Below are 18,345 nucleotides of genomic sequence, written 5' to 3'. Positions count from 1 at the left end.
GGTTCTTCAGAAGCCCAGTTTTTGAAGTTCGCCGCGCACCAGGTGCAGGCCGCCGGCGGCCGAATCGCCCTGTGCCGCGACGCAGCGCGCGCGCAAGGCCGGCGAAAAGCGTGGCGCCAAGCGCTGGGCGATGCTGCCGCACAGCGCCATCGGCAGTGCCTGCGCCGGATCCAGCGCCAGCGCCAGCTTTTCCAGCTCGATCACCGCCTGCTCGATCAGGGTGGCGGCAAAGGGGTCGCGCTCGGCATGCTCGAAGACCAGCGGCGCCAGGCTGGCGAAACCGGCCTGGCCGGCGCTCGCATTCCAGGCCAGCAGGCTCGCGCGCTCGGCGCCGCAGCGGGCCCGCAGCGCCTCGGCCAGCGGCCCCCCGGCCGCTCGGCCATCCAGCACCTCCTGCAGATGGCGCACCGCGCGCAGGCCCAGCCAGGCGCCGCTGCCCTCGTCGCCGGTGATCCAGCCCCAGCCGCTGACGCAGGCCCGCGAGCCATCGGCGCGCAGCGCCTCGCCGATGGTGCCGGTGCCGGCCGCGATGACGGCGCCGGGCCGGCCACCGTGCGCGCCGAGCACCGTGGTCCAGCCGTCGCCATCCAGTGCCAGCAAGGCGAAACCGGGCTGGCGCTGCAGAAAAGCCTCGGCCTGCGCGACGACGCTGGCGCCGGACATGCCCAGACCGATCGCGCATTGCGCGAGATTCAGCTCATCGATGCCGGCCTGCGCCGCCGCCCCGGCCAGCGCCTGAGCGATATGGCGCCAAGCCTGTTCGCTGCCCTGGCCCAGGGCCGAGGGGCCGGCCTCGCCCTGCCCCAGCAGGCGGCCTTCGCGGTCGGCCAGGCGCAGCCGCGTGCCGGTGCCACCGCCATCGACGCCGACCAGAAAACGCAGATCGGCCAGGGTCTGGGCGGCCTCGGGGCCGGTGGGGCAAAGAAGAGCCGTACTCATGTTAATACCAGTTTAGTACCAGAAACCTCAGCCCGTCAATCGGCAGATCACCGTTTATTGCGCTTCTTTACGCCCGGCCCGTCGGCAGCCCGGCCAACGGTCGATCGGCCGGCCCGGCGCGCGATGGCTCGCATGGTGAAAATACCAATTTAGAACCATGTATTCGATTGGTAGCAGCCCGGAGGCCGGGCGCTTTTGGGGCCCTGGAACGCGTCTTTATGCGTCAAGCGCCCAATCGATCGCGCGTCCGCGCTCGGCCAGCCAGGCGGCCGCCTGCGAGAAGTGCCCGCAGCCGATGAAGGGCTGCGGCGGCCGGGTCGCCGACAGCGGCGAGGGGTGGTTCGCCTGCAGCAGCAGATGGCCGGTGCCGGCGGCGGCGATCAGCGCCGCCTTGGCCTGGGCATGGGCGCCCCAGAGCATGAAGACCTTGGGGGCCGGATCGGCGGCGGCGGCGACGATCAGCGCGTCGGTCAGCGCCTCCCAGCCCCGCTTGGCATGGCTGGCCGGCGCGCCGTCCTCGACCGTCAGCACCGTGTTCAGCAGCAGCACGCCGCGCCGCGCCCAGGCCCCGAGATGGCCGGACATCGGCGGCTGCTGGCCCAGATCGCGCTGCAGCTCCTTGCAGATATTGCGCAGGCTCGGCGGCAGGCGCTGGCCCTGCGGCACCGAGAAGGCCAGGCCCTCGGCCTGACCGAGGCCGTGGTAGGGGTCCTGGCCGAGAATGACGACGCGGGTTTCGGCCAGCGGCGTCAGCCGCAGCGCGCGCAGCGGGTCGGGCGGGTAGATCTGCGCCGCGGCCGCGCCGCGCTGCTGCAGGAAGTCCAGCGCGCCACGGCCGGCCGGCGAGGCCAGCCAGGCGTCGAGCACCGGCTGCCAGCCGGGGTCGACGACGGGATTCCAGCGCTGCATCAGCGGAACAGCGCGGCCAGCGCCTGGCCCGGATCGGGCGCGCGCATGAAGGCCTCGCCGACCAGGAAGGCATGGACGCCGGCCGCACGCATGGCCTGCACATCGTTCGGCGCGAGGATGCCGCTCTCGGTGACCAGCAGGCGGTCGGGCGGCACCTGCTTCAGCAGGCCCAGCGTCGTGTCCAGCGTGACCTCGAAGGTCCGCAGATTGCGGTTGTTGATGCCCAAGAGCGGCGTCTTCAGCCTCAGCGCGCGCTCGAGCTCGGCGCCGTCGTGCACCTCGACCAGCACGTCCATCTTCAGATGATGGGCGACCGCCTCCAGGTCCTTCAGCTGCGCATCGTCGAGGCAGGCGGCGATCAAGAGGATGCAATCGGCGCCGATCGCGCGGGCCTCGAAGAGCTGGTAGTCGTCGACGATGAAGTCCTTGCGCAGCACCGGCAGCGCGCAGGCGGCGCGCGCCTCTTGCAGATAGGCGATAGCCCCCTGGAAGAACTGCTCGTCGGTCAGCACCGACAGACAGGCCGCGCCATGGCGGGCATAGCTGTCGGCGATCTCGGCCGGGCGGAAGTCGGCGCGGATCACGCCCTTGCTGGGGCTGGCCTTCTTGATCTCCGCGATCACCCCGCTCTGGCCGGCGGCAATCTTGGCGCGCAGCGCCGCCTCGAAGCCGCGCTGGTCGTCACGCGCCTCGGCCTCCTCGCGCTGGCTGGCCAGCGAGCGGCGGCGACGCGCGGCCGCGACTTCTTCGTGCTTGACCGCGACGATGCGGTTCAGGATGTCAGACATGGCGTAAATCCATCCATTCAAAGACTCAAACCCTCGCGCCGTACGCCGAGGCGCTCGGCCAGGCGATCGGCCAGCTGGCTGGTGAGGCCATGCTCCTCGCGGCCGGCTCCGCCGCGGGTCTGGAACAGGCGCAGCGGCCGGCCGCCGTCGACATGACGCAATTCGAGTGCCAGCGAACGGCGCTTCGCGCCGGCCAGGCACAAGAGGCTCCAACCCTCGCCGTCCAGCTGCGTCGAAACGCCGTCCTGGCCGACCGGCTCGGCGCGGCGCGCTGCCAGATCGAGCCGCCAGCCGACGCCGGGGCGCTGCATCAGCTGGTGCATCAGCATGCCGATAACGGTCAGGGCCAGGCCCAGCCAGCCGAGCTCGCTGCGCCAGGGCAGGCTCTCGACGCGCACCGAGGCGATGCCGATCGCCACGCCGGCCAGGCCGACGACGAGCGCGGCCGGATGCGGCTCCAGCCGCGGCAGCATCAGGCTGGAGCCCTCGCGCGCCTGCTCGAGCAGGCCGCGCAGCAGGGCGACGTTCGATCTCATGCCGGCGAACGGCCCAGCGCCTGCGTCGCGGCGACAAAGGCTTCCAGCTTGGCCCGCGCGGCGCCATTGGCGATCACCTCGCGGGCGCGGGCGATGCCGTCGGCAATCGAGTCGGCCACATTGGCCGCGTACAGGGTCGCGCCGGCATTGAAGACGACGATGTCGCGCGCGGCACCATCCTCGTTGTTCAAGGCGCCGATCAGCATCAGCCGCGACTCCTCGGGGCCGGCGACCTTCAGGCTGCGGTTGCTGACCATGGACAGGCCGAAGTCCTCCGGATGGATCTCGTACTCGCGCACGACGCCGTCCTTCAGCTCGCCGACCAGGGTGGCCGCGCCCAGCGAGATCTCGTCCATGCCGTCCTTGCCGTAGACGACCACTGCATGCTCGGCGCCCAGGCGCTGCATCACCCGCACCTGGATGCCGACCAGGTCGGGGTGGAACACGCCCATCAGGATGTTGGGCGCGCCGGCCGGATTGGTCAGCGGGCCCAGGATGTTGAAGATCGTGCGCACGCCGAGTTCCTTGCGCACCGGCGCGATGTTCTTCATTGCCGGATGGTGGTTGGGCGCGAACATGAAGCCGATGCCGGTCTCGGCAATGCACTGGGCCACCTGCGCCGGCTTGAGCATGATGTTGGCGCCCAGCGCCTCCAGCACGTCGGCGCTGCCGGTCTTGCTGGAGACGCTGCGGTTGCCGTGCTTGGCGATCTGCGCGCCGGCCGCGGCGGCGACGAACATCGAGCAGGTCGAGATATTGAAGGTGTGGGCGCCGTCGCCGCCGGTGCCGACGACGTCGACCAGATTCGGCTGCGGTGCCACCGGCACCTTGTTGCTCAGCTCGCGCATCACCTGCGCGGCGGCGGTGATCTCGCCGATGGTCTCCTTCTTGACGCGCAGGCCGATCAGGATGGCCGAGGCCATCACCGGCGACATCTCGCCGGCCATGATGCGGTGCATCAGGGTCAGCATCTCGTCGTGGAAGATCTCGCGGTGTTCGATGACGCGGGTCAGCGCCTCTTGGTCGGAAATAGCCATGCTCTAACTCCTGCGGGATTCAGTAGGGGCCGGCCGCGCGGCCGGTGGCGGCGACCGGAGCACCGGCGGCGAAGAACTCGCGCACGGCGGCCACGGTGCGGCGGATGCCTTCCGCGTCGACATCCAGATGGGTGACGAAGCGCAGGCCGATCAGGCCGGTGGCCAGGATGCCCTGCGCCTTCAGATGGGCCAGCAGATCGGGGCCGCGCCCGTCCGCCACGTCGACGAAGACGATATTGGTGTCCACCGAGCGAACCTTGAGGCCCGCGATGCCGGCCAGACCCTCGGCCAGGCTGGCCGCCAGCCCATGGTCCTCGCGCATGCGCTCGACATGGTGATCGAGCGCATGATCGGCCGCGGCGGCCAGCAGGCCGACCTGGCGCATGCCGCCGCCGACCATCTTGCGCACCCGCATCGCCCGCGCGATCAGCGCGGCCGAGCCGCACAGCATCGAGCCGACCGGCGCGCCCAGACCCTTGCTGAAGCAGACCGAGACGCTGTCGAAATAGGCGGTGATGCGCGCCAGCGCGGCGAACACGTCGCCGATAGCTGCATCGGGGCCCGCGTCGGCGACCGCCGCATTGAAGACCCGCGCCCCGTCCAGATGGCAGCTCAGGCCGTGGCGACGCGCCAGCGCCGTGGCCTCGGCCAGGTACTGATGCGGCATGACGCGGCCGTTCCAGGTGTTCTCCAGGCACAGCAGGCGGCTGCGCGCAAAGTGCGGGTCGTCCGGCTTGATCGCCGCCGCGATATCGGCCAGATCCATCTGGCCGCGCGCGTCCTGGCTCAGCGGTTGCGGCTGGATGCTGCCCAGCACGGCCGCGCCGCCGCCCTCGTAGCGGTAGGTATGGGCCAGCTGGCCGACGATGTATTCGTCGCCGCGCTCGCAATGGGCCAGCATCGCGCACAGATTGCTCTGCGTGCCCGAGGGCATGAACAGCGCCGCCTCCTTGCCGGTCAGCGCGGCCATGCGGGCCTGCAGCGCCAGCACCGTCGGGTCGTCGCCAAAGACGTCGTCGCCGACCTCGGCGCGGGCCATCGCCTCGCGCATGGCCGGCGTCGGCCGGGTGACGGTGTCGCTGCGCAGATCGACAAGCGTCATAGGGCTCGCTCCAGGAAGTTCTTCAGCATCGCGTGGCCATGTTCGCTGAGTATCGATTCGGGGTGGAACTGCACGCCTTCCAGCGGCGTCGCCGTGCCGGCCAGCGCGCGGTGGCGCACGCCCATGATCTCGCCGTCCTCGCTGCGCGCGCTGATCTCCAGCGTCTCCGGCAAGCTGGATTCCTCGATCACCAGCGAGTGGTAGCGGATAACCGAGAAGTCCTCGGGCAGGCCCTTGAACACGCCCTTGCGATCGGTGCGTATCGTGCTGGCCTTGCCATGCATCTGCGTCTTCGCGCGGATGATGCGGCCGCCCAGCGCCGCACCGATGCTCTGGTGGCCCAGGCAGACGCCGAGGATGGGCAGACGGCCCTGGAAGGCCCGGATCGCCTCCACGCAGACGCCCGCCTCGGCCGGCGAGCAGGGGCCCGGCGAGAAGACCAGCTGATCGGGCTGCAGCGCGCCGATCTCCTCGACCGTGATCTCGTCATTGCGCACGACCTTGACCTCGGTGCCGAGCTCGCCGAAGTACTGCACCAGATTGAAGGTGAAGCTGTCGTAGTTGTCGATCATCAGCAGCATCTCAGAACCCCTCTTCCACCAGCTCGGCGGCGCGGATCAAGGCGCGGGCCTTCGCTTCCGTTTCCTTCCACTCGAGCTCCGGCACCGAGTCGGCGACGATGCCGGCCGCGGCCTGCACATAGAGCATCTGATCCTGCACGACACCGGTGCGGATGGCGATCGCCAGGTCCATATCGCCGGCAAAGCTCAGATAGCCGCAGGCGCCGCCATAGATGCCGCGCTTGACCGGCTCCAGCTCGTCGATGATCTGCATCGCGCGGATCTTCGGCGCGCCGCTCAGCGTGCCGGCCGGGAAGGCGGCGCGCAGCACGTCCATATTCGAAAGGCCCTCGCGCAAGGTGCCCTCGACATTGCTGACGATGTGCATCACATGCGAGTAGCGCTCGACGGCGAAGGCATCGCTCATCTTGACCGAACCGGTCTCGGCGATGCGGCCGATGTCGTTGCGCGCCAGGTCGATCAGCATCAGGTGCTCGGCGCGTTCCTTGGGATCGGCCTTCAGCTCGATCTCCAGCGCCTGGTCGAGCTCCGGCGTCGCGCCGCGCGGGCGCGTGCCGGCCAGCGGCCGTATCGTCACCTGCTGGCCCTCGGGCGTGCGCTCGTGCCGCACCAGGATCTCCGGCGAGGCGCCGACGATCTGGAAATCGCCCATGTCATAAAAGTACATATACGGGCTGGGGTTCAGGGAGCGCAGCGCCCGGTACAGGCTCAGCGGCGACTCGGTGTAGCGCTTGGAGAGGCGCTGGCCCAAGACGATCTGCATGCAGTCGCCGGCGGCGATGTATTCCTTGGCCGCCAGCACGGCGGACTCGAAATCGCTCTTGGCGAACTCGCGCTGCACCGGATGCGATTGCGCGCGCCGCACCTGCGGCGCCGAGACGCTGTAGCTGAGCTTGTCATGCAACTCGGTCAGCCGCTTCTTCGCGCGGAAGAAGGCCTCGGGCTGCGCCGGGTCGGCATAGACGATCAGATACAGCCGCCCCGACAGGTTGTCGATGACGGCCAGCTCCTCGCACTGCAAGAGCATCACATCGGGCGTGTCCAAGCCGCCGCTCTTCTCGGTCCTGGCCAGCTTGGGCTCGATATAGCGCACGGCGTCATAGCCGAAATAGCCGGCCAGGCCGCCGCAGAAGCGCGGCATGCCGGGCCGCAGGGCGACCTTGAAGCGCTTCTGGTAGGCCTCGATGAAGTCGAGCGGATTGCCCTCGTGCGTCTCGACAACGACGCCGTCGCGCACGACCTCGGTCTTCATGCCGCTGCTTCTCAGCAAGGTACGCGCCGGCAGGCCGATGAAGGAGTAGCGGCCGAAACGCTCGCCGCCGACGACCGATTCGAGCAGAAAGCTGTGGCGGCCATTGCCGGCGCCGGCGGCCAGCTTCAGATAGAGGGACAGCGGCGTTTCCAGGTCCGCAAAGGCCTCGCTGATCAGCGGGATGCGGTTATAGCCCTCGGCCGCCAGGCTTTGGAATTCAAGTTCGGTGAACATCACGTCAAACCCTTGAGAGCGGGCGCGCGCTTGCGTTCGGCGCGCCACGGGATTCAGGGCGCCTGGCTGGGCAAGATCATCGTGATGTCGGCTCCGCAGCGTCGGTCAGGGGCTGCGGCCGCAAGCCAGCCAAGCGGCTTCAAGCGCGGTCGGACGGGCGACGCCAGGGCCAGGCTCCCCGGTCGTTCGACCCCTTGATCTGCTTGCGCGTGATGAACATGATCGGCCCAGTGTAGCAGCGACGAGAAGCGCCCCTCAGTGAAATCGATCGCAGACGGCCCGGCATGCGCTGGGCCATACTGGCGGCCTGAATAGAGAGCCGCCCCTACAGCGGGCCGGCAAGGATTGGAGCGAGACATATGCGCAGAAGAATCGCGGCGGCCCTGCTGCCGGCATTGATGCTGGCCTTGATGCAGCCGCTGTCGGCCCGGGCCGACAGCGTCGAGGTGGCCGGCGTCAAGTACGAGGCCCAGCAGGACGTGGGCGGCCAGAAGCTGGTGCTCAACGGCGCCGGCATCCGCTACAAGCTGGTGATCAAGGTCTACACGGCCGGCCTCTATCTGGCGGCCAAGTCCAACACGCCCGAGGCCGCTTTGGCCGCGCCGGGCCCGAAACGCCTGCACATCGTGGCGCTGCGCGATATCGACGGCAACGATCTCGGCAAGCTCTTCACCAAAGGCATGGAGCAGAACTCGACGCGCGAAGAGTTCTCCAAGTCGATCAACGGCGTGCTGAAGATTGCCGAGCTGTTCGCCAGCAAGAAGGAACTGACCAAGGGCGAGAGCTTCTCGGTCGACTGGATCCCGGGCACCGGCGCCGTCGTGCTGATCAATGGCAAGCCGGCCGGCGAGCCGATCAAGGAACCCGAGTTCTACTCGGCGCTCTTGCGCATCTGGCTCGGCAAGTCGCCGGCCGACGATCAGCTGAAGGACGCGCTGCTGGGCATTCCGAAGAAGTCGGGCCGCGGCGGCTGAAGAAGCGCGACTTCAGAGCCTGATCAGGTCCAGCCGGTCGAGGTGCTGCAGCGCCGGCAGCTCGGCGATCGGCTCCCCATGGTTGTAGCCATGGCTCAATAAGACGATCGGACAGCCGGCCGCGGCGGCGGCGCGCGCGTCATTGCTCGAATCGCCGATCATCCAGGTGCGCGCCGGCTCGCTGCCCAGGGCCTCGCAGGTCTTCAGCAGCGGCAGCGGATCGGGCTTCTTGCGCTCGAAATCGTCGCCGCCGAAGACGCGGTCGAAATAGCCGTCCAGCCCCTTGCGCGCGAGCAGATCGCGGGCAAAGGCGGCCGGCTTGTTGGTCAGGCAGGCCATGGGCAGGCCCAGGGCGCGCAACCGGTCCAGGCCCTCGACGACGCCGGGAAAGACGGCCGAGAACTGGCCGTTCAGCTCGCGGTAATGGCGCTGGTAGGCGGCCCAGGCCTCTTCATAGAGATCGGCGTCGGCGCCGACATGGGCCAGCGTCGAGCGGATCAGGTGCTCGCTGCCCTGGCCGATGGTCCTCTCGACGAAATCGCGACTCACCGCCGGCAGGCCCAGCTCGGCCAGCACGCGGTTCAGCACCTCGACGAAGTCGCCGAGGGTGTCAACGAGGGTGCCGTCCAGATCGACGATGAAGGCGGCCGGGGATGATGGGTGGCGGGACATCGGGTGCAATGAGTGGCGGACTTGGAAAATTATCACTCGATCGGGCAGCGCATCGATCGGCGAGGGTGCGCGGCGCGCGCGCTATAAAGCGCAGATGCATCCGACTCCTGTGCGCTGAAGACGATGGCCGACATCTTTCATGACCGGCAGGCCCGGGGCTGGTCCCGCACCGGCTGGCTGCAGGCCTACTACACCTTCTCCTTCGGCTCCTTCAACGATCCGACGCGCATGGGTTTTCGCGCGCTGCGGGTGATCAACGAGGACATCATCGCCGGAGGTTCGGGGTTTTCCGAGCACGCCCATGATCATTTCGAGATCCTCAGCTTCATGCTGGCCGGCGAGCTCGAGCACCAGGACTCCGCCGGCAACAAGGGCCGGCTGCAGGCGGGCGATGTCCAGCTGATCAGCTCGGGCACGGGCATCAAGCACTCGGAGCGCAATCCGGCGCCCGAGGCCTCGACCCATCTGTTCCAGATCTGGCTGCACGGCGATGCCGACGACCACCCGCCGCGCTACCAGCTGCTGAAGGAGGCGCTGCTCAATAGAGGCGACAAGGCCGGGCCGCGCCTGGTCGCCAGCACCACCGAGCAGCCCGGCGCGCTGCAGCTGCGCGCACCGGTGAACATCTGGGCGGCCGCCGGCCAGGCGGGCGATCGCTGCGCCCATCAGGTCGCCGCCGGCCGCTACGCCTGGCTGCAGCTGCTCGAGGGCATCGTCGTCGTCGAGGTCGAGGGCGAAGCCGAGCCGCTGGAACTGCGGGGCGGGGACGCGCTGCAACTGGCCACGGTGAGCCGGGTGGCCGTGTCGGCCAGCACCGCGGCCCGGTGGCTGTGGTTTGACCTGGCCTAGAAGGCCCAGCAGGCGCAGCCCAGCGCCCCCCAGAAACCGCGATCTTCGGCCGGCACACCGCCGCGGTAGGCCCGCTCATGGGCGTGGCCATGCACGCCGCAGGGCGCGGCGCAACAACTCGCCAGCTGGCGCAGCGGTGCCCCGGCGGGACGGGTGAACAGGCCCGCGGCCGGATTGGCATGCCAGTGGCCGCCGAAGCGATTGACCGGCGACCAGTCGGGCGAGGCCGGCGGCAAGGGTGGCGCCTGGTCCGCGAAGTCGCCGCTGCCGTGCACGACGCGCCCGCCCAGCACGGTCAGCTCGGCATAGAGGCCGCCGATCTCGTCCTCCGGCACGCCGAAGTAATCGCGATCCAGCAGCGCGAAGTCGGCCAGCTGGCCCGGCATGATCTGACCCTTGCGGCCCTCGTCGTGGCTGAACCAGCTGTTGGCGCGGGTCCACAGCCGCAGCGCCGCGTGGCGGTCCAGCAGATTGGATTCGCCGTACAGGCGCATGCCGCCCACCGTCTTGCCGGTCACCAGCCAGGCCAGGCTGGTCCAGGGGTTGTAGGAGGCGACCCGCGTCGCGTCGGTGCCGGCGCCGACGGGCAGGCCGGCCTCGAGCATGCGGCGGATCGGCGGCGTGTTCCGCGCGGCTTCCGCTCCATAGCGCGCGACGAAATACTCGCCCTGGAAGGCCATGCGGTGCTGGACGGCGATGCCGCCGCCCAGGGTCTTGATCCGCTCGATCGAGCGCGGGCTGACGGTCTCGGCGTGATCGAACCACCAGTGCAGGCCGTCGAACGGAATCTCGCGGTTGACCTTCTCGAACACATCGAGCGCGCGGGCAATGCTCTCCTCGTAGGTCGCGTGCATGCGGAAGGGCCAGCGCTTCTCGACCAGCAGGCGCACGACGGCCTCCAGATCGGGCTCCATGTCCGCCGGCAACTCCGGTCGCGGCTCGCGGAAGTCCTCGAAGTCCGCGGCGCTGAAGACCAGCATCTCGCCGGCCCCGTTGTGGCGGTACATCTCGCTGCCGGCCAGCGGCGCCAGCATCTCGGTCCAGCGCTGGAAGTCCGCGAGCTCGCCGCCCTTGTTCTGCGTGAACAGGTTGTAGACGATGCGCAGCGTCAGCTCGCCGTCTCGCGCCAGCCGGTCGATGATCCGGTAGTCCTCCGGGTAGTTCTGGAAGCCGCCGCCGGCGTCGATGACGCTGGTCACGCCGAGGCGGTTCAGTTCGCGCATGAACAGCCGCGAGCTGTTGAGCTGCTCGTCCGGATCCAGCCTGGGGCCGCGCGCCAGGGCCGAATACAGCAGCAGCGCATTGGGGCGGGCCAGCAGCAGGCCGGTCGGACGGCCGGCGCTGTCGCGCTGGATCTCGCCGCCGGGCGGATTCGGCGTGTCCCTGTCGTAGCCCGCCGCGCTCAGGGCCGCCGCGTTCAGCAGCGCGCGGTCGTAGAGGTGCAGGATGAAGACCGGCGTATGCGGCGCGACGGCGTTCAGCTCGTCCAGCGTAGGCAGGCGCTTCTCGGCGAACTGCTGCTCGCTGAAGCCGCCGACCACCCGCACCCACTGCGGCGCCGGCGTGCGATCGACCTGCTCCTTCAGCATCGCCATCGCATCGGCCAGCGTTGGCACGCCCTCCCAGCGCAGTTCCAGATTGAAGCTAAGACCGCCGCGGATCACATGGATATGGCTGTCGATCAGGCCGGGGATCAGGCGCCGGCCGCGGGCGTCAATGACACGCGTGCCGGTGCCGCGCCAGGCCATGACTTCCTCTGCTTCGCCCACGGCCACGAAACGGCCCTCGCGCACGGCCAGCGCCTCGGCCTGCGGCCGCTCCGGGTCCATGGTCGTGATGCGCGCGTTGAGCACGATGAGGTCGGCGGCATCCATTCGGGTCTCCTTGCAGGCTGGGGGTTCGGGCGGCTCCCGCGCCGCCATCAAGGGCTGGGCTTGGCGTCGGTCGGTGAGTCGCTCGGCGCCGGCAGCCGGGCGAGCTGGGCCTGCGCCAGCCGGTGGTAGATCGGCACGCTGATGCAGCGCGAGACGACACTCGCCAGCAGGGCCGCAGCGATCAGGCTCAGCACCATCGAATGCCCGTCGACCATTTCCATCACGATGATGAAGGCGGTGACCGACGCCTGGGTGCCCTCCACCAGGCCGCGCGTGTACTCGTAGCCGCTGCCGTCGGTGGCGCCCTGGCTGACCCAGCCCAGCAGGGCGATGGCCAGGCCGCAGGCGAAGGCGAAGCGCACCGGGAAACGGGCGCGCCAGCGACTGAAGCGGTCGCTGCCGCCGAGCAGGCTGCGCTGGAGCAGGCGCGAGAACACACCGCCGACCAATCCGCAGCAGAGGGCGGTCAGCAGGCCCGGCAGCAGATGGGACCAGGTGAGGCGGTCGGCGCGCAGGCGGCCGAAGTAGCTCGCATTGCCGAACACCGAGACCGCGATCAGACCCGCCAGCACGATGGCCGCGATGATGAGGCCGCTGCTGCGCTGCTCGATCTTGCGGGTCAACTCCTCGATCGCGAACATCACGCCGGCGAGTGGCGCATTGAATGCGGCGGCGATGCCCGCCGCACCGCCGGCCACCAGCAGGCCGTCGTGATTGAGCGAAGAGCGTCGTGGCAACCAGCGCTGGGCGTGCTGCATCACACCCGCGGCGATCTGCACCGACGGACCTTCGCGGCCGATCGCCAGTCCGCCCAGCAGCCCGCCCGACACCAGCAGCAGCTTGGCCACGCTCAGTCGCAGAGAGACAAACAAACCCTGCTGCGCCGCCGGTACCTGGGGCGACAGCGCGGCCATCACCTGAGGAATGCCCGAACCGCCGGCGCCCGGGGCATGGCGCCGCGTGATCCAGACCAGGGCCGCGGTACAGCAAGGCGTCCAGACCAAGGGCGCCCAGGGCGACCAGGCGCGCAGCGCCGCAAAGGCCGCGATCGCCTGATCGCTGACCCAGGTGAACAGCACCACGGCCAGGCCCGCCGCGACGGCGAGGGCCAGCACGACCCCACGCGACAGCCATTGCCGCCAGTCGGCCAGGTCCGCCCGCATGGCGGCCAGGAAGTCCGGCTCCCTGTGCCCGTCCGGGGATGGGCTCTTCTCCGGGTCGGCTCCCCCCGATGCCATCGCTGCCGGAGGGCTCGAGGGGCGCGGAGGTTCTTCAGCCATGCCGGGAGTATCGCGGCAGTCAAGCTCCGCTTCGACCGACAAGTAGCGCGCCCCGTCGGCGCGGATACCGCCCTTTTCAAAGGCCCGTGCCCCCGCCGGCATGCACGTTCGTGGTGCTTGGCAAGGCCGCAGCGATTCTTTGATACTCAAAGCCCGACTCCCGGCCTGCGGGAGCGAGCAGCGAGTTTGCGCCTCGGCCCTTTTCTTCGGCACCGCTTCGCGGACTGGGCGCCACTCCATCGGTTTGAAAACGAAATCACAGGAGACTGCTCATGACTGCATCGACATCCAAGACCGTTCGCCTGGGCGCGATTCCGCTGGCCGCCTTGCTGGCCTGTGGCAGCTTCGGCTGGGCCCTGGCCGACGAGGGCGGCGACGACACGACGCTGGGCGTCGTGTCCAGCGTCAAGCTGCCACCGCAGGCCAAGGGCTCGCCGCCGCCCTGGGCCGGCAAGGCCTTCCGCCAGGGCGTCGTGACCGCCGCCAATCCCTATGGCGCCGAGGCCGGCGCGCAGATCCTCGAGCAGGGCGGCAATGCCGTCGACGCGGCCGTCGCGATCGCCTACGCGCTCAATGTCGTCGAGCCCCAATCGGCCGGCATCGGCGGCGGCGGCTTCATGATGATCCACCTGGCCAAGAGCGGGCAGACCCTGGTCGTCGAGACGCGCGAGAAAGCGCCCGCGGCGGCGACGCCGACGATGTTCGTCGGCGTGCCGAGTGCCAGCCTGCAAGGCGTGGCCGTCGGCGTGCCCGGCATGGTGCGCGGCACCGCGCTGGCGCTGGAGAGCTACGGCAATCTCTCGCTGGCTCAGGTCCTCCAGCCGGCGATCAGGCTGGCCGACGAAGGCTTCGCGGCGACGCCGCGCTACACCGCGGTCAGCTGCAACAACGGCGGCCGCTCGACCAACTCGCCCGAGGCGGCCGCCTATTTCTGCCCCGGCGGGCAGCCGGTGCCGGTGGGCGCGCTGGTGCAGAACAAGCCGCTGGCCGAGACCTTCCGCCTGCTGGCGGCGAACGGCCCCGACTGCTTCTACAAATACATGCCGGAGAAGGGCTGCGACATCGCGATGGGCATCGTCGAGGGCCAGAAGTTCAACAGGCCGCAGGCGCCCAATGGCAAGGGCGGCGGCATGACGCTGGCCGACCTCGAGAACTACCAGGCCAAGATCCGCCAGCCCATAGTCGGCAGCTACCGCGGCTACACGATCAAGTCGATGTCGCCGCCGAGCTCGGGCGGGCTGACCATGCTGCAGATGCTGAAGATGCTGGAGCGCTTCCCGATCGGCGACGCCAGCCAGGGCTATGGCTTCGGCTCGACCAAGACGGTCAATGTGATGGTCGACGCGATGCGGCTGGGCTTCGCCGATCGCTCGCAATGGATGGGCGACGCCGACTTCGTGCCGGTGCCCGCCAAGGGCCTGCTCCACCCGAGCTATGTCGGCCTGCGCGGCGCGGCCATCGTGCCGGGTGTCAGGCTGACGCCGAACCCGAACGCCGGCGATCCGCGGCCCTATGAAAGCGCCGGCATCAAGCCCGCGACCCGGCTGGCCGTGGCCGAGCCGGTGACCGGCCCCGGCGAGACGACGACACATTTCTCCGTGGTCGACAAATGGGGGAATATGGTCAGCTACACGAACACGATCGAGTCCTCGCACGGCATCGGCGTGTTCGCCGGCTACAAGCGCGCCGACGGTTCCTTCCGCAATCTGGGCTTCCTGCTCAACAACGAGCTGACCGACTTCAACACGGCGCCCACCACCAACCCCTACACCGGCGGCCCCGGCTTCAACGATGTGCAGCCGAACAAGCGGCCGCGCAGCAGCATGAACCCCACGATGATCTTCGCGCCCGACGGCACGCCGCTGCTCGCCTATGGCTCGCCGGGCGGCGCGTCCATCATCAACTCGGTGTTCAACGTGACGCTGAATCTGATCGACCACAAGATGTCGCTGCAGGACGCGGTCAATGCACCGCGCGTGTCGGTGACCAATACCGGCAGCACGATCAGCATGGAACCCGGCTTCCCGCAGGCCACCATCAGCGGCCTGGCCGCCCTGGGCTACACGGTGGCCCTGACAGCGCCGGGCGGCGAGATCGGCTCGGTGCAGGCCGTGGTCGTCGACCAGCACACCGGCAAGCAGTACGGCGCGGCGGACGGCCGGCGCGAGGGCACGGTGATCGGGCTGCCGCGGCGATGATGAAGGGCTGAGCGCTGGTGGGCGGGGCCTGGCTCAGCCCCGCCCCTTGACCGGAATCAGCGCGCCGTTGACGGCCGCCGCGGCGTCCTAGAGCAGGAAGGCCATCACCTGTGCCAGCGCCTCGGGCGCGACCCAGCGCGTGAAGTCGGCCTGCGGCATCTCGGCGCGGTTGGCCGGCGTGTCGAGCATGCCCGGCAGCACCGCGTTGACGTTCAGGCCCCGGTCCTTGAACTCCTCGGCCATCGCCTCGGTCAGCCGGGCGACGCCGGCCTTGGCCGCCGCGTAGGCGCCCATGCCCAGGCCCGCCTGCTGCGCACCGCCCGAGCCCACATTGACGATGCGACCACCGCCCGCGGCGAGCAGATGCGGCAGCGCCGCCTGCGAGGCCAGCAGGGCCGTGCGCAGATTGATCGCCTGCATCCGATCCCAGCTCTCGATGCCGCCGCTCTCGACGGTCTCCCACAGGAAGCCGCCGGCCACATTGGCGAGGCCGTCGAGGCCGCCGAGCCGGCTCGCCGCCTGGTCCAGCGCCGCGCGTGCATGCGCTGCCTCGCTGAGATCGACGCCGCCCAGCGCGACGAAGCGGGCCGGCAGGCCGGCCGGCAGGGCCGCCCGGTCGAGCAGGGCGACGCGCGCGCCGGCGGCGTCGAGCACCTGGGCCAGCGCGCGGCCGAGCGCGCCGAAGCCGCCGGTCACGGCGATGCGCCTGCCTTCGAGTGTTGCTTGCATGCCGATCACATCAAGGTTTGAGCGCCGCGTCGCCGCGGCCGATGAAGAACTTCAGCGCCAGGCGCTGCACGAGTCCGCCATAAGGCGGATAGAACAAATCGATGGGGAACCAGCGATGGCGCTTGAACACCGTGCGCGCATGCGAGAGCTCGCGAAAGCCCTCGACGCCATGGTAGCTGCCGATGCCCGAGTTGCCGACACCGCCGAACGGGGCGTCGTGGTTGACCGCATGCCAGCCCCAGTCGTTGATGGTCACGCCGCCGGAGTGGGTGCGCCGCAGCAGTTCCTCGCGTGCCGCCGCATCGTGGCCGAAGCAGTACAGCGCCAGCGGCCGCGGGCGGGCGCGGATGAAGGCGATCGCCTCGTCCAGCGTGTCGTAGGGCAGCACCGGCAGGATGGGCCCGAAGATCTCTTCCCGCATCAGGGCCATCTCCGGCGTGCAGCCGCTGACGAGGTGCAGCGGCAGCCGGCGCGGATCGCTCACCTCGCCGCAGGGCATGATCTCCGCGCCCTTGGCGCGCGCATCGTCGAGCAGGGCCGCGATGCGCGCGGCCTGGCGCTGGCTGGCGATGGAGGTGTAATCGGCGCTCTGCTCGGCGCGCGGGCCATACAGGCGCGCAAAGGCAGTCTTCAGCTCGGCGGCGAAGGCCGCCAGCTGCTCGCGCGGCAGCAGCGCATAGTCCGGCGCCACGCAGATCTGGCCGCAGTTCGTGCCCTTGCCATGGGCGATGCGCAGCGCCGCCTCGCGCAGCGGGTAGCCGCGCATCACGACCGCGGGCGACTTGCCGCCCAGCTCCAGCGTGACCGGGGTCAGGTGCTGCGCCGCCTGGCGCATCACGATGCGGCCGACGGCCGGCGAGCCGGTGAAGACGATGTGGTTGAAGGGCAGCGAGGAGAAGACATTCGGGTCCTCCAGCTCGCCGCCGATCAGCGCCACCTGGCGCTCGTCGAAGACCTCGGCCAGCAGGCGCTTGAGCACCGCATTGGTCGCCGGCGTCTGCTCCGGCATCTTCAGCATCACGCGGTTGCCGGCGGCCAGCGCCGCCGCCAGCGGGCCCAGCGACAGATAGACCGGGAAGTTCCAGGTCGCGATCACACCGACCACGCCCTTGGGCTGGTAATGAACGCGCAGGCGGTTCGAGAGGAAGAGCAGCTCGGTCGCGCGCCGGCTCGGCCTCATCCAGCGGCGCAGATGGGCGATCGCATGATTGATCGCCAGCGTCGTCGGCAGCACATCCAGCATCATCGACTCGCTGGGCGAACGCCCGCCGAAGTCGCGGCCCATCGCCCCGGCCAGCAGATCCTGGTAGCGCGAGAGCTGGCGCTTCAGCGCGCGCAGCTGGGCCAGCCGCTCCTCGGCCGGCGGAAACGGGTGGGCGTCAAAGGCCTGCTGCTGATCGGCAAAGACATCGGCGACGCGCGCGGCGGCGTCGGCGGCGGGACTGCGCCCGCTCATGCCTGCGAAGCCCCGGCGCCGGCCGGCGGCTCGTACTGCCGGGCGCCCGGGCGCAAGGCGCTGTGCTCGCGCGTCGATTGCGCCAGCGGATAGAACATCTGGTCGGCCCAGTGCTCGTCGCCGAACAGGCGGTCGTCGTGCAGGCCGACGGCGGCCGGATAGCGGCGCGTGATGTGGGCGCTGCCGAACAGCACGTCCCAGAAGAACAGCAGATTGCCGAAATTGCCCTTGTAGTGGCCGACGCCGTCGTCATTGGTCAGCGCGTGATGCGCCCAGTGCGTGGCCGGCGTCGAGATCGTGCGCTCGACGACCCACATGATGGGCTGCAGCGCCTTGATGCGGTACAGCGGCTCGTCCCAGGCCCAGGCGCAATGCGCGCCGAGGATGACGGCGATCTTGACGACGATATAGCCCGTGTAGACCTTGCCCAGGCCAAGGAAGATCAGCACGCCCGCCATCCACAGGCCCGGCATCAGCAGGTAGTAGAAGAAGTTGTTGCGGTAGGTGACGCGGATGCTCATGTACTTGGCCGAGTGGTGGGCGCGGTGCAGCGGCCACAGCAGCGGTGTGTGGGATATCCGGTGCCACCAGTACTGCGTCATGTCGTCGGCGACCAGGAAGACGCCGACCGCCGCCCACCAGGGCAGGCCCTCCCAGGCGCCGCGCTGGGCCGGCATCAGCCAGGTGCACAGCGCATTGCTGCCCAGCAGCGCCACCGGCTGGGCAATCGCGACCAGGCTCAGGAACATCAGCAGTTCCAGCTTGGTGTCGTTCGCGCTGGCGTTGGCCGCCACCTTCGTCCGGTAGCGTCGGCTCGTGTATTCCATCAGCGCGAAGCCGAGGATCAGCGTCACGATCAGGCTGTTCTGGAGCAAGGGACTCATCGATGCCGTCTCCGGTTTTGGGGGTGATGGGTGCTCTATTTATCGGCGGCG

The 18,345-nt window shown here is 69.5% G+C and carries 17 protein-coding genes; 3 read left to right on the top strand and 14 right to left on the bottom strand.

Translation table 11 applies throughout. From position 1 onward, the window contains the following. Positions 1-6: 6 nt before the first annotated feature. The 8 genes from QWJ38_RS05430 to trpE form a co-directional block, all read right to left on the bottom strand. On the bottom strand, positions 7-939 hold the full coding sequence (locus QWJ38_RS05430; protein WP_290358018.1) for a glucosamine kinase nucleotide-binding domain-containing protein: 933 nt from the start codon (positions 937-939) through the stop codon (positions 7-9). A gap of 216 nt (positions 940-1,155) precedes the next feature. After that, on the bottom strand, positions 1,156-1,848 hold the full coding sequence (locus tag QWJ38_RS05425; RefSeq protein ID WP_290358017.1) for a uracil-DNA glycosylase: 693 nt from the start codon (positions 1,846-1,848) through the stop codon (positions 1,156-1,158). Further along, positions 1,848-2,636, bottom strand: coding sequence for an indole-3-glycerol phosphate synthase TrpC (gene trpC / locus QWJ38_RS05420; RefSeq protein WP_290358016.1), 789 nt, complete (start codon positions 2,634-2,636; stop codon positions 1,848-1,850). The genes QWJ38_RS05425 and trpC overlap by 1 nt, the downstream gene beginning before the upstream one ends. A gap of 17 nt (positions 2,637-2,653) precedes the next feature. Next, positions 2,654-3,172, bottom strand: a complete 519-nt coding sequence (locus QWJ38_RS05415; protein ID WP_290358015.1) for a hypothetical protein — start codon at positions 3,170-3,172, stop codon at positions 2,654-2,656. Continuing rightward, the gene (trpD, locus tag QWJ38_RS05410) at positions 3,169-4,209 is read right to left on the bottom strand and encodes an anthranilate phosphoribosyltransferase (protein WP_290358014.1); all 1,041 of its coding nucleotides are present in this window, start codon (positions 4,207-4,209) and stop codon (positions 3,169-3,171) included. The genes QWJ38_RS05415 and trpD overlap by 4 nt, the downstream gene beginning before the upstream one ends. Positions 4,210-4,228: 19 nt before the next feature. Beyond that, positions 4,229-5,311 (bottom strand): low-specificity L-threonine aldolase, encoded by a 1,083-nt coding sequence (gene ltaE / locus QWJ38_RS05405; protein ID WP_290358013.1) that lies wholly within the window; start codon positions 5,309-5,311, stop codon positions 4,229-4,231. Then, positions 5,308-5,892, bottom strand: coding sequence for an aminodeoxychorismate/anthranilate synthase component II (locus tag QWJ38_RS05400; RefSeq protein WP_290358012.1), 585 nt, complete (start codon positions 5,890-5,892; stop codon positions 5,308-5,310). The genes ltaE and QWJ38_RS05400 overlap by 4 nt, the downstream gene beginning before the upstream one ends. 1 nt (position 5,893) lies before the next feature. Next, entirely contained in the window at positions 5,894-7,378 is a 1,485-nt protein-coding gene (trpE, locus tag QWJ38_RS05395; RefSeq protein ID WP_290358011.1) for an anthranilate synthase component I, read from the bottom strand. A gap of 359 nt (positions 7,379-7,737) precedes the next feature. Between trpE and QWJ38_RS05390 the strand changes: the two genes are divergently transcribed. Then, positions 7,738-8,352: a chalcone isomerase family protein gene (locus QWJ38_RS05390; protein WP_290358010.1), complete on the top strand. Its 615-nt coding sequence runs from the start codon at positions 7,738-7,740 to the stop codon at positions 8,350-8,352. 12 nt (positions 8,353-8,364) lie between these two features. On the opposite strand, the gene gph is transcribed toward QWJ38_RS05390, so the two are convergent. Beyond that, entirely contained in the window at positions 8,365-9,024 is a 660-nt protein-coding gene (gene gph / locus QWJ38_RS05385; protein WP_290358009.1) for a phosphoglycolate phosphatase, read from the bottom strand. 123 nt (positions 9,025-9,147) lie between these two features. On the opposite strand from gph, the gene QWJ38_RS05380 reads away from it, so the two are divergent. Continuing rightward, a complete protein-coding gene (locus QWJ38_RS05380; protein ID WP_290358008.1) occupies positions 9,148-9,873 on the top strand; it encodes a pirin family protein in 726 nt (241 codons plus the stop codon). Here QWJ38_RS05380 and QWJ38_RS05375 read toward each other — a convergent pair. Both QWJ38_RS05375 and QWJ38_RS05370 read right to left on the bottom strand, forming a co-directional pair. Further along, the gene (locus QWJ38_RS05375; RefSeq protein WP_290358007.1) at positions 9,870-11,747 is read right to left on the bottom strand and encodes an amidohydrolase; all 1,878 of its coding nucleotides are present in this window, start codon (positions 11,745-11,747) and stop codon (positions 9,870-9,872) included. The two genes, QWJ38_RS05380 and QWJ38_RS05375, sit on opposite strands and share 4 nt — an antisense overlap. Before the next feature lie 47 nt (positions 11,748-11,794). Further along, positions 11,795-12,910, bottom strand: a complete 1,116-nt coding sequence (locus QWJ38_RS05370) for a chloride channel protein (protein ID WP_290358006.1) — start codon at positions 12,908-12,910, stop codon at positions 11,795-11,797. Positions 12,911-13,299: 389 nt separating this feature from the next. On the opposite strand from QWJ38_RS05370, the gene ggt reads away from it, so the two are divergent. Then, the gene (ggt, locus tag QWJ38_RS05365; RefSeq protein ID WP_290358005.1) at positions 13,300-15,225 is read left to right on the top strand and encodes a gamma-glutamyltransferase; all 1,926 of its coding nucleotides are present in this window, start codon (positions 13,300-13,302) and stop codon (positions 15,223-15,225) included. Between the two features lie 87 nt (positions 15,226-15,312). Here the strand turns inward: ggt and QWJ38_RS05360 are convergent, their stop codons facing one another. From QWJ38_RS05360 to QWJ38_RS05350, 3 genes are read right to left on the bottom strand one after another with little or no spacing between them, the layout of a single operon-like run. Next, entirely contained in the window at positions 15,313-15,954 is a 642-nt protein-coding gene (locus QWJ38_RS05360) for an SDR family NAD(P)-dependent oxidoreductase (RefSeq protein WP_290358004.1), read from the bottom strand. Positions 15,955-15,964: 10 nt separating this feature from the next. Next, complete coding sequence (locus QWJ38_RS05355; protein WP_290358003.1) at positions 15,965-17,410, bottom strand: coniferyl aldehyde dehydrogenase; 1,446 nt, start codon at positions 17,408-17,410, stop codon at positions 15,965-15,967. Next, positions 17,407-18,294: a sterol desaturase family protein gene (locus QWJ38_RS05350; protein WP_290358002.1), complete on the bottom strand. Its 888-nt coding sequence runs from the start codon at positions 18,292-18,294 to the stop codon at positions 17,407-17,409. The genes QWJ38_RS05355 and QWJ38_RS05350 overlap by 4 nt, the downstream gene beginning before the upstream one ends. Positions 18,295-18,345 lie beyond the last annotated feature (51 nt).

It is taken from the genome of Roseateles violae (assembly GCF_030410485.1).
Taxonomy (GTDB): Bacteria; Pseudomonadota; Gammaproteobacteria; order Burkholderiales; family Burkholderiaceae_C; genus Roseateles_D; species Roseateles_D violae.
The sequence above is the reverse complement of the archived record's forward strand: the minus strand, read 5'-3'. Positions and strand labels throughout refer to the sequence as shown.